The organism is Streptomyces sp. NPDC088766 (assembly GCF_044750845.1).
Classification (GTDB): Bacteria; Actinomycetota; Actinomycetes; order Streptomycetales; family Streptomycetaceae; genus Streptomyces.
Genome location: NZ_JBIVKQ010000007.1, coordinates 224480 through 238187, shown reverse-complemented (window position 1 = coordinate 238187; position 13708 = coordinate 224480). Strand labels below are relative to the sequence as shown.

At 72.6% G+C, this 13708-nt stretch carries 12 protein-coding genes; 8 read left to right on the top strand and 4 right to left on the bottom strand.

The features are described from left to right. Positions 1 to 67 precede the first annotated feature (67 nt). Together ACIP5W_RS12865 and ACIP5W_RS12860 are read left to right on the top strand one after the other, a co-directional pair. Positions 68 to 1414 (top strand): VWA domain-containing protein, encoded by a 1347-nt coding sequence (locus ACIP5W_RS12865; RefSeq protein ID WP_401471044.1) that lies wholly within the window; start codon positions 68 to 70, stop codon positions 1412 to 1414. 56 nt (positions 1415 to 1470) lie between these two features. Then, entirely contained in the window at positions 1471 to 3033 is a 1563-nt protein-coding gene (locus ACIP5W_RS12860) for an FHA domain-containing protein (protein WP_401471041.1), read from the top strand. Here the strand turns inward: ACIP5W_RS12860 and ACIP5W_RS12855 are convergent. Beyond that, positions 3014 to 4084, bottom strand: coding sequence for a methyltransferase domain-containing protein (locus ACIP5W_RS12855; protein ID WP_401471038.1), 1071 nt, complete (start codon positions 4082 to 4084; stop codon positions 3014 to 3016). The two genes, ACIP5W_RS12860 and ACIP5W_RS12855, sit on opposite strands and share 20 nt — an antisense overlap. Before the next feature lie 128 nt (positions 4085 to 4212). Here ACIP5W_RS12855 and ACIP5W_RS12850 point away from each other — a divergent pair, with 128 nt between their 5' ends. From ACIP5W_RS12850 to ACIP5W_RS12825, 6 genes are all read left to right on the top strand, one after another. Further along, a complete protein-coding gene (locus ACIP5W_RS12850) occupies positions 4213 to 4626 on the top strand; it encodes a globin (RefSeq protein WP_401471034.1) in 414 nt (137 codons plus the stop codon). 364 nt (positions 4627 to 4990) lie between these two features. Then, positions 4991 to 5686, top strand: coding sequence for a FadR/GntR family transcriptional regulator (locus tag ACIP5W_RS12845; protein ID WP_401471031.1), 696 nt, complete (start codon positions 4991 to 4993; stop codon positions 5684 to 5686). Positions 5687 to 6023: 337 nt separating this feature from the next. After that, on the top strand, positions 6024 to 7370 hold the full coding sequence (locus ACIP5W_RS12840) for a four-carbon acid sugar kinase family protein (RefSeq protein WP_401471028.1): 1347 nt from the start codon (positions 6024 to 6026) through the stop codon (positions 7368 to 7370). Next, positions 7370 to 8221, top strand: a complete 852-nt coding sequence (locus ACIP5W_RS12835) for a class II fructose-bisphosphate aldolase (RefSeq protein ID WP_401471025.1) — start codon at positions 7370 to 7372, stop codon at positions 8219 to 8221. Before ACIP5W_RS12840 ends, ACIP5W_RS12835 begins: the two co-directional genes overlap by 1 nt. A 113-nt stretch (positions 8222 to 8334) precedes the next feature. After that, positions 8335 to 9261, top strand: coding sequence for an NAD(P)-dependent oxidoreductase (locus tag ACIP5W_RS12830; protein WP_401471022.1), 927 nt, complete (start codon positions 8335 to 8337; stop codon positions 9259 to 9261). Next, positions 9258 to 10802, top strand: a complete 1545-nt coding sequence (locus ACIP5W_RS12825) for an SLC13 family permease (protein ID WP_401471019.1) — start codon at positions 9258 to 9260, stop codon at positions 10800 to 10802. Before ACIP5W_RS12830 ends, ACIP5W_RS12825 begins: the two co-directional genes overlap by 4 nt. 16 nt (positions 10803 to 10818) lie before the next feature. On the opposite strand, the gene ACIP5W_RS12820 is transcribed toward ACIP5W_RS12825, so the two are convergent. From ACIP5W_RS12820 to ettA, 3 genes are read right to left on the bottom strand one after another with little or no spacing between them, the layout of a single operon-like run. Then, complete coding sequence (locus ACIP5W_RS12820; RefSeq protein WP_401471016.1) at positions 10819 to 11517, bottom strand: hypothetical protein; 699 nt, start codon at positions 11515 to 11517, stop codon at positions 10819 to 10821. Next, positions 11514 to 11924, bottom strand: a complete 411-nt coding sequence (locus tag ACIP5W_RS12815) for an acyl-CoA thioesterase (protein WP_398094081.1) — start codon at positions 11922 to 11924, stop codon at positions 11514 to 11516. Before ACIP5W_RS12815 ends, ACIP5W_RS12820 begins: the two co-directional genes overlap by 4 nt. Positions 11925 to 11930: 6 nt before the next feature. Then, a complete protein-coding gene (gene ettA, locus ACIP5W_RS12810) occupies positions 11931 to 13595 on the bottom strand; it encodes an energy-dependent translational throttle protein EttA (RefSeq protein ID WP_401471012.1) in 1665 nt (554 codons plus the stop codon). Between the last annotated feature and the right edge of the window lie 113 nt (positions 13596 to 13708).

Sequence of the window (13708 nt, the reverse complement as noted above, 5' to 3'; positions counted from 1 at the left end):
AGGGGACCGGTCCGTCCGTGTCGTCGCCGCACACGCCGTGGGAGTTTCCGAGGGGGAGGGAAAAGGCATGGCCAATTTCTCGAAGTCGAACGTGCCGCAGTTCGCGGTGGACGTCTACCAGAACGCCTACCTGCCGGAGGGCGGCCGTGAGGTCAACGCGATCGTGACGGTGACCGCCACCGGCGGCGGCACCGTCGGCACCGGGGTCGCGGCACCGCACCTGTACGCGCCGGGCGGGGGCCCGTCCGCCGCCGTGGCGATCATGGTCGACTGCTCCGGTTCGATGGACTACCCGCCGACCAAGATGCGCAACGCGCGCGACGCGACGGCCGCCGCCATCGACACGCTCCGCGACGGCGTGCACTTCTCGGTGATCGGCGGCACGCACGTGGCCACGGAGGTCTATCCGGGCGGCGGACGCCTCGCGGTGGCCGACTCCGCCACCCGCGAGCAGGCCAAGCAGGCCCTGCGCCGGCTCGGCGCGGGCGGCGGCACGGCCATCGGCACCTGGCTGCGGCTGGCCGACCGGCTGCTGTCCACCGCCGACGTCGCCATCCGGCACGGCATCCTGCTCACCGACGGCCGCAACGAACACGAGTCGCCCGAGGACCTCAAGGCCGCGCTGGACTCCTGCGCGGGCCGGTTCACCTGTGACGCGCGCGGTGTGGGCACCGACTGGGAAGTGAAAGAAGTCACAGGGATCGCCTCTGCCCTGCTCGGCACCGCCGACATCGTCGCCGACCCGGCCGGGCTCGCCGCCGACTTCACGCGGATGATGGAGACGGCCATGGGCAAGGAGGTCGCGGACGTCGCCCTGCGGCTGTGGACCCCGGCCGGGGCGGCCGTCCGGTTCGTCAAGCAGGTCGCGCCGACGGTCGCGGAACTGACCGGCCGGCGCACCGAGTCGGGCCCGCGTTCCGGCGACTACCCCACCGGTTCCTGGGGCGACGAGTCCCGCGACTACCACGTGTGCGTCGAGGTCCCGGCGGCGGCCATCGGCCAGGAGATGCTGGCCGCGCGCGTCTCCCTGGTGATCCCGGAGCCCGGGGGCACGGTGCGGAACCTGGGCGCGCAGGGCCTCGTACGGGCCGTGTGGACCGACGACATGACGGCCTCGACCTCGATCAACCCGCAGGTCGCCCACTACACCGGGCAGGCCGAACTGGCCCAGGCCATCCAGCAGGGGCTGGATCTTCGCAAAGCGGGCGATATGGATGGAGCAACGGCCAAACTGGGCCGGGCCGTTCAGCTCGCGAGCGCGTCCGGGAACGCGGATACTGCGAAACTGCTTGCGAAGGTGGTGGACGTGGTCGACGCGCCGACAGGTACTGTGCGATTGAAGGCGAAGGTCGCGGAGGCCGACGAGATGACCCTCGAGACCAGGTCCACAAAGACTGTTCGTGTAAAGAAGTGACCTCGGCGGCCTGGCGGACGCCGGAGGAACACCGAAGGAAAGGGGGACGCGCCGACATGCCGACCTGCCCGAACGGACACCAGTCGGGTTCCGACGACTGGTGCGAGGTCTGCGGTCACCGCATGGCCGGTGCCGTACCTCCGCCCCCTCCCCCACCGCCCCCGGCCGGCGGGGGCTACGGCTTCCCGCCGCCCCCGCCGGGCGCCGGCGGCCGTCCCGACAACCGGCACCTGTCCGCGGTGCCGAACGCCGAGCCGGAGCTGTGCCCGCAGTGCCGCACGCCCCGTGAGGGCGGCGCGCCGTTCTGCGAGGAGTGCCGGTGGAACTTCCTGACCAACACGGCGACCTCGTACACGCCCGCCGCCCCGCGCACGCCGGGGCCCGGTGGGCCCGGCCCTGGCGGTCCCGGTGGACCGGGCAGACCCGGCGGTCCCGGAGCGGGTCCGGACGCGCGGTTCCAGCCGCCGCCCCCGTCCTTCGGCGGGAGCGACGCGTTCGACTACCAGAGCTCCCGTCCGTCCCAGGTGAACCGGCCCGCCGAGCCGATCCCGCCGGGCCCGCCGTTCGGCGGCGACCCCTCGCGGCCTCCGGGCCAGGGGGGCGGCCGGCCCTTCGGTCATGAGCAGGGCGGCCAGGGCGGTCCCGGTGGACAGGGTGGTCCCGGCGGCCCCGGCGGCGGTCGGCCGTTCGGCGGTCCGCCCGGCGGGCCTCAGGGGCAGGGGCAGGGTCCCGGCGGCACGCCGGGTGGCCCGGCCAACGGCCCCGGTGGCGGGTCGCCCGCGGGTGCCTACGGGCGTGAGCCGTCGGGTGCCCCCGGCGACCCCTTCGGACGCCGTCCCGGCCCCGCGAACCCGTCCTCCGACCCCTTCGCACGCGACCCCTCCGGCCCCGGCGGCCAGGGCGGCGGCTACGGCGGTCCGCCGCAGCCCGGCGGCCCGGGTGGCCACGGGGGTCCCGGCGGTCCCGGTGGCCCCGGGGGACGCGCCCCGCAGGCTTTCCAGCCGTCCGGCGGCCCCCAGGCCCCGTCCGGTTACCCGCAGGGGACCGGTCGGCCGCAGCAGCCGTCCGGCCCGTCCTTCGGCGGCGGTGACGACGACTGGGTGCTCTCCCCGCCGTCCCACACCGGTCCCGGCGGCAACCAGGGCGGCGGCTACGGCTACCCCCAGCCCGGCGGCAACCAGGCCCCGCCCGGCCAGGCCTTCCCGCAGCAGCCGGAGACCTGGACTGCGACGATAGGCCCGGACCGCGAGTACTTCATGGCGATGATGCACCGCTCGGGACCGGAGGCCGCGGGCCTGAACCTGCCCGCCTACTCCCCCGAGCAGCAGCGCGCGCTCGAGGGCAACCAGATCACCATCGGCCGCCGCCGGCACTCCACCGGTGAGACCCCCGACATCGACCTGTCGGTGCCGCCGGAGGACCCGGGTGTCTCGCATCAGCACGCGGTGCTGGTGCAGCAGCCCGACGGCAGCTGGGCCGTCGTCGACCAGAACTCGACGAACGGCACGACGGTCAACGGTTCCGACGAGCCGATCCAGCCCTTCGTGCCCGTCCCCCTCCAGGACGGCGACCGCGTCCATGTCGGCGCGTGGACGACGATCACGATCCGTCGGGGCTGAGTCCCCCGGGGCCGATTCCCGGCGAGGCCGGCCCCGAGGGCCAGGTCTCGACGAGGCGGGGGCCCGACGACCCCGGGAGGGGCCAGGCGTACGGTCCCTCCGGGTCGTCCAGCCACGCCCACATCTGCTCGCCGCCCACGGTGACGCCGTACCGGTGCCGTCCGGGCCTGCCCTCGCGCTCCCACAGCGCGTACGCCTCCTGGGGGTCGAGGGTCTCCCGGGTGAGGGCCAGCAGGAAGCGGAACAGCTCGTCCTCCCTGGCCCCCGGCGGCACCCCGCCGAGGGCGACCGGCTCCGGCGCGGGCCGCTCGGTGCCGCGCAGCGGGACGAAGCAGGCGGGGGTGTGCAGGAAGTTCCCCTCGGCCTGCCCGATCCCTCCCACCGTCAGCGCGAGCAGCCCGGTCGCCAGGGGGGCCAGGATGCGACCGCCGGGACGGCACTGGGCGACCCAGGCCCGTGGGACCGACGCCAGCTCGCAGGTCGCGACGATCCGGTCGAAGGGCGCGCGTTCGGGAACCCCGCGGGCGCCGTCGCCGGTGACGACGGTCGGCCGGTAGCCGGCCTCGGCGAGATGCCGCCGGGCGGACTCGGTGATCTCCGGATCGAGGTCCACGGTGGTGACCCGCTCGTCCCCGAGCCGGTACGACAGCAGCGCCGCGTTGTATCCCGTGCCGGCGCCGATCTCCAGCACCCGGTCCCCCTCCCGCACGCGCAGCTCGGCCAGCATCTCGGCCATCAGCGAGGGCTGGCTGCTCGAGGAGACCAGCTCGCCGTCCCGCAGCCGGGTGGCCAGCGGCACGTCCTCGTACGCGCCGCGCACCCACCGCTCGCGGGCCCGTGGATCGGCGCTCTCACCCCAGCGCCGCTCGTACCCGCCCGCGCCGCCGGCGTAGTAGTACGGCACGAAGAGATGGCGGGGTACGACGGCGAAGGCCTTCCGCCAGGCCGGATCGGCGGCGAAGGCCCCGCTCGCCTCGATCTCCCGCACCAACGCCGCCCGCTCGGAGGCGGCGAGCTCCTCCAGCTCCTTGCCGAGCACATGCGCTGCCATACGTCCACTGTGCGGCGCGGGAGCCCACGGGGCGAGTGCCCGCGCTCGCCGGCCCGCAGGCGCGGTGGGCAAAGGCCCCGTGCCGGAAGGTCCTGGGCCTGGAGTACTCGGTCACCGGGTCTGAGACCATGGGGGACGTGAAAGAGATTCGGCGCGGCACGCTTCAGGAGCAGACCTTCTACGAGCAGGTCGGCGGGGAGGACACCTTCCGCCGGCTGGTCCACCGTTTCTACGTGGGAGTGGCCGAGGACCCGCTCCTGCGGCCCATGTACCCCGAGGAGGACCTGGGTCCGGCCGAGGAGCGGCTCACGCTGTTCCTGATCCAGTACTGGGGCGGCCCCACGACGTACAGCGAGAACCGCGGCCACCCCCGGCTGCGGATGCGGCACGCGCCCTTCACCGTGGACCGGGCCGCGCACGACGCCTGGCTCAGGCACATGCGGGACGCGGTGGACGAGCTGGGGCTGTCCGAGGAGCACGAGCAGACGCTGTGGAACTACCTGACGTACGCGGCGGCGTCGATGGTGAACACCGCGGGCTGACGCCCGAGTGCGACCGCACTCGGGCGGACGGTGCAAGGACCGGACCGCAGAGGATCGGACCGCACGGGGCCGGACGGCACAGGGCCGGACCGCACAGGGCCGGACCGCATAGGGCCGGACCGCACAGGGCCGGACCGCACGGGTCCGGACCGCACGGGTCCGGACGGCGCTGAGCGCGGGTTGATCGCATTTCGCAACAGAGCAGAAATATGGCGGGGGTATTGACGCACCATGCCCTCGCTGTCATGGTTACCCACATCCGGACATCAGACGTCTGACGTCATACGTCCGACTCCCCGATGTGGTCACCGAGGTCGAGCCGTACGGTGACTCCGAGCCGCACCCGCCCGACGGAGGTCCCACGATGTCGCTCTCCGAAGAACTCGCCGAGCGCCTGCTCAGCGCGATCATCGACGGCACCTACCCGCCGGACGCCGCCCTCCCCCCCGAGGGCGACCTCGCGGAGCAGTCCTCGATGAGCCGGCTGACCGTACGCGAGGCGATCAAGCAGCTGCGGGCGCAGAACGTCGTACGCGTCGTCCGCGGCCGCGGCACCTACGTGAACGCCCCGGACCGCTGGACGGCCCTGGCCCCGGTGATCCGTGCGGCATCCCACTCCTCCCACACCTCCCTCTCCGAGCGCCTGATCGAGGCGCGGCGCCTCATCGAGAACGGTGCGACCGAACTGGCCGCACTGCGCCGCGACGAGACCCACCTCGCGGAGCTGCGCGAGCACCTCGCCACCATGCGGGAGGCCGCCGACGAGGGCGACACGGAGAAGTTCGTCCAGGCGGACATCGACTTCCACGCCACGGTGATGCGGGGGACGGGCAACCTCTTCGTCCCCCTCCTCTTCGAGCCCTTCGGCGCCCTCCTCGCCGAGGGCCGCCGCGAGACCTCCGCCATCCCCCAGATCCGCGTCAACGCGATCGCCCACCACGAAAAGGTCCTGCGGGCCCTCGAAGCCGGCGACCCGGACCAGGCCCGTGAGGCGATGAACGCCCACATGCACCAGACCGCGACGGATTACCGCACCCACGTGCTGAAGTCCGGCGAGTAGAAGAAGCACCGCGACCAGCCGCACACGGCCCGCCGGACGCCCTGCCGTCCCGGACCGGAGCGGCTCCCGGACCGAAGCGGCTCCCGGACCGGAACAGCTCACCGTCCGGAGCAGCTCCTAAACCGGAGCTGCTCCCCGTCCGGAGCGTGGCACCACCACCGCGGGCGGCGGACGCAGCCGCCCAGCACCCTCAACGCCCCATCGCCCCACCCGGCACCCGCACACCCCATCCCCAGGAACCGACATGTCCCTACCCCGCCATGCCCTCCCCGAGCCCGAGGTTCTCGCCGGCCTCCCTCCCGTCAGGGAAGTCCTCCCCGCCGCAGTAGCCGCCCGCATGGCAAGGGCCCCCCGCCTCGCCGTCCTGGACGACGACCCCACCGGCACCCAGACCGTCAAGGACCTCCCCGTCCTCACGACCTGGACGGTCGAAGACCTCCGCTGGGCCCTGCGCCAGGACAGCCCGGCGTTCTTCGTCCTCACCAACACCCGCAGCCTCTCCCCCCAGGACGCCGCCACCCGCAACCGCGACATCGCCCGCGCCCTGCACCGGGCCTCCCAGGCGGAGAACGTCCCGTACGTCATCGCCTCCCGCGGCGACTCCACGCTCCGCGGCCACTTCCCCCTCGAGACCGACGTCCTCGCCGAGGAGCTGACAGCCACGGGCGCCGCCCCGGACGGCGTCGTCCTCGTCCCCGCCTACATCGAGGCCGGCCGCCTCACCGTCGACTCGGCACACTGGATGCGCACCCCGGAAGGTCTGCTGCCGGTGGGCGAGAGCGAGTTCGCGCGCGACGCCACCTTCGGCTACACCTCCTCCTCGCTCCCCGGCTGGGTGGAGGAGAAGACGAAGGGCCGCACTCCCGCCGACAAGGTCCTGCGCATCACCCTCACCGACCTGCGCACCGGCGGCCCGCAGCACGTCGCCGACCGCCTCCGCACGCTGCACGACGGCGCCCCCGCGGTCGTCGACGCCGTCTGCGACGACGACCTCCGCGTGCTGGCCCTCGCCCTGGCCGAGGCGGAGGAGACTGGCACCCGGCTCCTCTACCGGGTCGGCCCGTCCTTCGTCCGCGCCCGGGCGGGCCAGCCCGCCCACCCCCCGCTCAGCGCCGCCGAACTCGCCCCGCTGCGGGCCCCGTCCGCCCACGGCCTCGTCGTCGTCGGCTCCCACGTCTCCCTGACCACCCGCCAGCTGAACCGCCTGCGCGAACGAGCGGGCGACCTCACCACGTACGAACTCGACGTGGCCCGTCTCCTCGACCCCGCCCGCCGGGACGCGCACATCCGCGAGACCGCCGCCTCCGCGGCGACCTCGCTGGAAACGGCGGACACGGTCGTCGGCACCACCCGCACGGTGGTCACCGCCGCCGACCCCGACGAGAGCCTCGCCATCTCCCGTACCGTCTCCGCCGCCCTCGTCGAGACGGTCCGCCTGATCACCGCCGCCCGTCGTCCCGCCTTCGTGATCGCCAAGGGCGGCATCACCTCCAGCGACACCGCCACCCACGGCCTGGAGATCCGCCGTGCCTGGGCCCGCGGCACCCTGCTGCCCGGCATCGTCTCGCTGTGGCAGCCCGTCGACGGCCCTGCCGCCGGGATCCCCTACATCGTGTTCGCCGGGAACGTCGGCGGCGACGACGCCCTCGCCGACGCCCTCGCCCTGCTGAGGAGCGCCGCCTGATGCTGCTGACCGGACCCGAGGGCCTGAAGGCCCTGACCACCGCGTACGAGACGAACCGCGCCCTGCCCGGTTTCGTGGCGTACAACCTGGAGACCGTGCAGGGCATAGCCGCGGCGGCGGAGGCCCACCCCGGCCACCCGGTGCTGATCCAGGCGGGCTCGAGCCCCTTCAAGCACGCCGGCCGCGCGCCCCTGATGCGCCTGGCGCTCGACATGGCCGCCGCTTCCCCCGCCACACTCGGCGTCCATCTCGACCACAGCCGCGACCTCGACGAGATCACCGCATGCCTCGAGGCCGGCTACACCTCCGTCATGATCGACGGCTCCCACCTCCCCTTCGGCGAGAACATCGCCCTGACCCGCGAGGCAGTCCGCCGGGCCCGCGACCACGGCGCCTGGGTGGAGGCCGAACTGGGCGCCCTCCCGGGCGACGAGGACGTCTCGACGAACGCGGCGGCGAACCCGGCCGCGATGACGGACCCGGCCCAGGCGGCCGAGTTCGTGGCCGAGACCGGTGTGGACGCGCTGGCGGTGGCGGTCGGCAACGTGCACGGTCTCACCACCGAGCCGGTACGCCTGGACCTCGACCGCCTGTCCGCCATCCACTCCGCGACCCGGGTTCCCCTGGTCCTCCACGGCGCCAGCGGCCTCCCCGGGAACCAGCTCCGCGCCGCACTGACCCGAGGCGTGGCGAAGATCAACGTCAACGCGGAACTGCGCCGCGCCTACCTCCGGGCGGTGAGCGCCCGACTCCCTGCGGCACTGCCCGGTTCGGACGTGGTGAGCGTCTGGGCCGCGGGCCGCGACGCGGTGACCGAGGCAGCCTGCCGGATCATCGCGCAACTGACGTAGCGGCGGTCCGCCCCGCCGCCACCGCACCCGCTCCCCACTCCCCACGTCCCGCTCCCCACCCACTCCCCACTCCCCGCTCCCCGCTCCCCGCTCCCGGAAAGGCACCGAAACCAATGGTCTCCCGTCCCCACACCGCGGTGATCGGCCTGGGCGCCATGGGCCTGCCCATGGCCGTCCGTCTCGCCGCCCACCTCCCCGTCACGGCCTACGACATATCGGAACCCCGTCTCGCCCAGCTCACCGCGGCCGGCGGAACAGCCGCCCGCACCCCCGCCGACGCGGCCGGTGACGCGGACGTCGTTCTCCTCGCCGTACGCGACCAGCAACAGGTCGACAACGCCCTCTTCGGCGAGCACGGCGCGGCCGAAACCCTCCGGCCCGGCACCACGGTCGTCCTCACCAGCACGGTCGGCCCGGAGGCGGCCCGCACCACGGCCGGCCGCCTCGCCGAACAGGGTGTCCTGACGGTCGACGCCCCTGTCAGCGGCGGCCCGGTCCGAGCAGGCGACGGCGATCTCCTCATCGTCGTCGGCGCCGAGGACAAGGCCCTCGGTCTCGCCCGCCCGGTCCTCGACCTGCTCGCCTCCACCCTCACCGTCGTCGGCTCCCGGCCCGGTGACGGTCAGGCCCTCAAGGCCATCAACCAGCTCCTGGCCGGCGTCCACATCGCCGCCGCGGCGGAGGCGGTCGCGCTGGCCCGCGGCCTCGGCCTCGACCCGGCGACCGTCGTGGAGAGCCTGCGGCACGGCGCCGCCGGTTCGTTCATGTTCGCCGACCGCGGGCCCCGCATGGTCGAGACGTACGAGAGCGAGTCCGCGCCCGAGGTGAAGTCGCGCCTGGACATCTTCGTGAAGGACATGGGTATCGTCACCGGCATCGCGAAGGACGCCCACGTCCCGGTCCCGCTCGCCTCCGCCGCCCAGCAGCTCTACCTGCTCGGCGAACGCGCCGGCCTCGCCGCCCACGACGACTCCTCCGTCGTCACCGTCCTCTCCCCCAGGTCCGCCGCCTCCCCCGCCCGGAAAGGAGAGGGCCGATGAGCCACACCACCCTCCTCCTCATCGCCGCCGCCGGCGTCGCCACCCTCCTCCTGCTGATCCTGCGCGCCAAGGTCCAGCCCTTCGTCGCCCTGGTCGTCGTGTCCGTGGGCGTCGCCCTGTCCGCCGGTGTTCCGGCCGCCGACCTGGTGAAGACCATCGAGGAGGGCATGGGCTCCACGCTCGGTCACATCGCCACGATCATCGCCCTGGGCGCGATGATCGGCCGGATCATCGAGCTCTCCGGCGGTGCCGCGGCCTTCGCGCACTCCCTGATCGACCGCTTCGGCTCCAAGCGCACCCCGCTCGCCCTCACTGTCGCCGGCTTCGTCCTCGGCATCCCCGTCTTCTTCGAGGTCGGCCTGATCATCCTGATGCCGATCGCGTACGGCGTCGCCCGCGCATCGCGTAAACCGCTCCTCGTGTACGCCCTCCCGATGGGCGCCGCCATGCTCACGGTGCACGCCTTCCTGCCCCCGCACCCCGGCGCGGTCGCCGTCACCCAGGCCATCGGCGCCGACCAGGGTCTGGTCCTGCTCATGGGCATCCCCGTCACCGCGGTCGTGATCCTGCTGGGCTACCTGGTGTCCCGCCGGATGACCCGCCGCGAGTACCCCATGGACCCGGCCGTGTTCGCGGAGGTCTACGGCGAGGAGACCCCTCGGACCACCGAAGGCACCGGAGACACCGGAGGCATCGGGGACGCCGGGGGCATCGGGGGTATCAGGGGCGCCGGGGGCACGGAGGGTGTCGGAGGCGCCGCCCCCGCCCTCTCCCCCACCTCCGCCGTCACTCCGGCCGACGACAGCCACGGCACCGCCGTCCTGACCAGGCCGGCCGCGACGGCCACCACCGCGGACCCGGCCCCGCGCCCGCCGTCGTTCGGCACGGTCCTCACCCTGATCGTCACCCCGATCCTGCTGATCCTCGCCGGCACCCTCGGCCAGAACCTCCTCGCCGACGGCACCGTCCTGCGCGCCGTACTCACCGTCCTCGGCGCCCCCATGGTTGCCCTGCTGATCGACGTGGCGCTGTGCGCCTACGTCCTCGGTGCCCACCGTGGCTGGGACCGCGCCCACATCGCGAGCGTCATGACGTCGGCCCTGCCACCGGTGGCGATGGTGATTCTGGTGGCGGGCGCGGGCGGTGTCTTCGGCAAGGTGCTGGTCGCGAGCGGCATCGGCGACGCGATCGCCGACGTACTGGACCGAAGCGGTCTGCCCGCGCTCGTCCTCGCCTTCCTGATGGCGCTGACCCTGCGCGCCGCCCAGGGCTCGACCACGGTCGCCCTGATCACCACGGCCGGTATCCTCGCCCCGCTTCTCGAGCGCGCCGACCTGTCCACCGGCCAGCTTTCCCTGATCGCCCTGGCGATGGGCGCGGGCGGCCTCGCCGTCTCGCACATCAACGACGCGGGTTACTGGATGTTCACCAAGCTGACCGGCCTGGACGTGGCTTCCGGCCTGCGGACCTGGACGGTGCTGACCACCACCATGGGTGTCATCGGCTTCGGTCTGACCGCGGCCCTGTGGCCTCTGGTGTAACCGCGCGACCGACCGCTCAGCGCACGCTGACGTCCAGCGCGCCGAGTCCCGCGCCCCGCACGGCGACCGATCCGTACGGCGTCCGCAGCCTGAGCCAAGCGCCCGACGAGAACAGCCCCGGCGGCTCCTCGTCGGGCGCCCGCGTGCCGCCGGTCACGGCCGGCCGCACAAAGCCCAGCGACTGAGCCGCGTGCACGGCCCGCAGCGGAAGGCGCGTGGTCCCGACGGTCCGGGACCAGATCTCCCGCCCGATCCGGTCCAGTTCACCGCGCGTACGCCGCTCGGGCGCCAACTCCTCGGCACGGGAACGGAACTCGGCGACGGATGCGGCGACCGTAGCGCGCAGTACCTCCGGCGAGGGCAGCCCGGGCTCGGGCCGCCAGCCGCCGCGGGGCGGCAGTACGCCCGCCCAGGGCGGCCCGGTCACAGCGGCGGGCACAGTGGCCGTGGCCGCCTTCTCGTCGACGCTCTCCAGCAGCTCCCCCACGGACACGGTCACGTCCAGCGTGACGTCGAGGCCGTTCTCGTACGGCTTCGCGAGCCGGACCGCCCGGATGGCGAGGACCTCGAAGGACGGCGGCCGTCCGAAGACGGCCAGCGCGGTACCGGCCGCCTGGAGCCGGACCGCCGCCGCGCGGTCGTAGTGGAGCAGCCGGGAGAGGAAGGCAGCGAGATCCGCCGCCTCCCCCGCGTCGGCGAGGTGGAGCACCGTCATGCGGCGACGGCCTCCTTGTCGTCGTCCCGGTACTCCTCGAGGAACTCACGCTCCTCGTCGGTGATCCGGCGAGGCCGCTGCGCCGCGAAGTCGAACGGCACGATCACCGTCGACGCGCTGACGTAGACCTGGTCGCCGTCCTTCACCTCGTAGGCGATGGTGAAGGACGCCGCGCGTATCTGTGTGATCCACAGCTCGATGTCCACGGGCCGGTGCCGGTGGACGAGCTGCCGCTTGTAGTCGATCTCGTGGCGCGCCACCACGGACCCCTGCTGGAAGTCCTTCTCCGGGCGGAACAGGAAGTCGATACGGGCTTCCTCCAGGTAACGGAGAAACACCACGTTGTTGACGTGGCCGTACGCGTCCATGTCCGCCCAGCGCAGCGGGCAGCGGTAGATGTGCCGCAAGAAGGATCAGCCCCGGGTCAGCTTCTTGTAGGTGGCGCGGTGCGGACGGGCCGCGTCCGGACCGAGCCGCTCGATCTTGTTCTTCTCGTACGACTCGTAGTTGCCCTCGAACCAGAACCACTTGGAGTCACCCTCGTAGGCGAGGATGTGCGTGGCGACCCGGTCCAGGAACCACCGGTCGTGGGAGACGACCACGGCGCAGCCCGGGAACTCGAGCAGGGCGTTCTCCAGCGAGGAGAGCGTCTCGACGTCCAGGTCGTTGGTCGGCTCGTCGAGGAGCAGCAGGTTGCCGCCCTGCTTGAGGGTGAGCGCGAGGTTCAGGCGGTTGCGCTCACCGCCGGAGAGGACGCCGGCCGGCTTCTGCTGGTCGGGGCCCTTGAAGCCGAAGGCGGAGACGTAGGCCCGCGAGGGCATCTCGACCTGGCCGACGTTGATGTAGTCCAGCTCGTCGGAGACGACGGCCCACAACGTCTTCTTCGGGTCGATGTTCTCGCGGCTCTGGTCCACGTACGAGATCTTGACGGTCTCGCCGACCTTGATCGAACCGGAGTCCGGCTCCTCCAGGCCCTGGATCATCTTGAACAGCGTCGTCTTGCCGGCGCCGTTCGGGCCGATGACACCGACGATGCCGTTGCGCGGCAGCGTGAAGGAGAGGTCGTCGATGAGGACCTTCTCGCCGAAGGCCTTGCTGAGGTTGTTGACCTCGACGACGATGCTGCCCAGGCGGGGGCCCGGCGGGATCTGGATCTCCTCGAAGTCCAGCTTCCGCATCTTGTCGGCCTCGGCCGCCATCTCCTCGTAACGGGCGAGACGGGCCTTGGACTTGGCCTGACGCCCCTTGGCGTTGGACCGCACCCACTCCAGCTCTTCCTTGAGCCGCTTGGCGCGCTTGGCGTCCTTCTGGCCCTCGACCTTCAGGCGGGTCGCCTTGGTGTCGAGGTAGGTGGAGTAGTTGCCCTCGTAGGGGTGGGCGCGACCGCGGTCGAGCTCCAGGATCCACTCGGCCACGTTGTCGAGGAAGTACCGGTCGTGGGTGACGGCGACGACGGTGCCCGCGTACTTGGCGAGGTGCTGCTCCAGCCACTGCACGGACTCGGCGTCCAGGTGGTTGGTGGGCTCGTCGAGCAGCAGCAGGTCAGGGGCCTCCAGCAGCAGCTTGCAGAGCGCGACGCGGCGGCGCTCACCACCGGAGAGGTTGGTGACCGGCCAGTCGCCGGGCGGGCAGCCCAGGGCGTCCATGGCCTGCTCCAGCTGGGTGTCCAGGTCCCACGCGTTGGCGTGGTCCAGGTCGTCCTGGAGCTTGCCCATCTCCTCCATGAGCGCGTCCGAGTAGTCGGTCGCCATCAGCTCGGCGACCTCGTTGAAGCGCTTGAGCTTGCCCATGATCTCGGCGGCGCCGTCCTGCACGTTCTCCAGGACCGTCTTGGACTCGTCGAGCGGCGGCTCCTGGAGGAGCATCCCGACGGAGTAGCCGGGCGACAGGAACGCGTCGCCGTTGGACGGCTGCTCCAGCCCGGCCATGATCTTGAGAACGGTGGATTTACCGGCACCGTTCGGACCGACCACACCGATCTTCGCGCCGGGCAGGAAGCTCAGCGTCACGTCGTCAAGGATGACCTTGTCGCCGTGCGCCTTGCGCGTCTTGCGCATGGTGTAGATGTACTCAGCCAAGAGAAACCGTCCGGCAGCTTGAATTCTGGCAGTGGGCAGATACACCCCATCTTGCCGGACGGCTACCCCTGGGGGGAAACCCGATCCGGCGGGAGGCTCTGACCTGGGGTTTC

What these genes read in the sequence shown, in the direction of transcription:
- ACIP5W_RS12820 (WP_401471016.1), bottom strand. Translation starts at nt 11,517, where the DNA reads ATGACGGTGCTCCACCTCGCCGACGCGGGGGAGGCGGCGGATCTCGCT.
- ACIP5W_RS12850 (WP_401471034.1), top strand. Translation starts at nt 4,213, where the DNA reads ATGGGGGACGTGAAAGAGATTCGGCGCGGCACGCTTCAGGAGCAGACC.
- ACIP5W_RS12860 (WP_401471041.1), top strand. Translation starts at nt 1,471, where the DNA reads ATGCCGACCTGCCCGAACGGACACCAGTCGGGTTCCGACGACTGGTGC.
- ACIP5W_RS12855 (WP_401471038.1), bottom strand. Translation starts at nt 4,084, where the DNA reads ATGGCAGCGCATGTGCTCGGCAAGGAGCTGGAGGAGCTCGCCGCCTCC.
- ACIP5W_RS12830 (WP_401471022.1), top strand. Translation starts at nt 8,335, where the DNA reads ATGGTCTCCCGTCCCCACACCGCGGTGATCGGCCTGGGCGCCATGGGC.
- ACIP5W_RS12865 (WP_401471044.1), top strand. Translation starts at nt 68, where the DNA reads ATGGCCAATTTCTCGAAGTCGAACGTGCCGCAGTTCGCGGTGGACGTC.
- ACIP5W_RS12835 (WP_401471025.1), top strand. Translation starts at nt 7,370, where the DNA reads ATGCTGCTGACCGGACCCGAGGGCCTGAAGGCCCTGACCACCGCGTAC.
- ACIP5W_RS12845 (WP_401471031.1), top strand. Translation starts at nt 4,991, where the DNA reads ATGTCGCTCTCCGAAGAACTCGCCGAGCGCCTGCTCAGCGCGATCATC.
- ACIP5W_RS12825 (WP_401471019.1), top strand. Translation starts at nt 9,258, where the DNA reads ATGAGCCACACCACCCTCCTCCTCATCGCCGCCGCCGGCGTCGCCACC.
- ACIP5W_RS12840 (WP_401471028.1), top strand. Translation starts at nt 6,024, where the DNA reads ATGGCAAGGGCCCCCCGCCTCGCCGTCCTGGACGACGACCCCACCGGC.